A 283-nucleotide genomic window follows, 5' to 3' on the forward strand; every position below is an offset into this window, starting at 1 on the left:
GGTTTTCTGCTTGTTAACAATGTACTGAACCCGGATGACGTTGCGGCCCTGCAATCCGAATTTGATGGTTGGGTAGAAGAAAGCCGCAAGCACGAAACCCCATGGGGTGAAACGATTGATGGGCGCGCCCGTTTTGATATTGAAGGTGACCATGCAGCGGATCACCCGTCGCTGCGACGCGTCAGCTCGCCGACTGAGATTTCAGACGTCTTCAAGCGTATTGCGCTGCAATCACGGGTTGCACAAATTGCCGGTCAGCTGGTCGGCAGTCGCGGTGCCCGCC

1 protein-coding gene is annotated in these 283 nt (G+C 56.2%); it reads left to right on the forward strand.

From position 1 onward, the window contains the following. Positions 1–283 (forward strand): hypothetical protein (locus Q4563_RS19310; RefSeq protein ID WP_303605666.1); only part of this gene is annotated, 283 nt, incomplete at both ends.

The organism is Gilvimarinus sp. 1_MG-2023 (assembly GCF_030548285.1).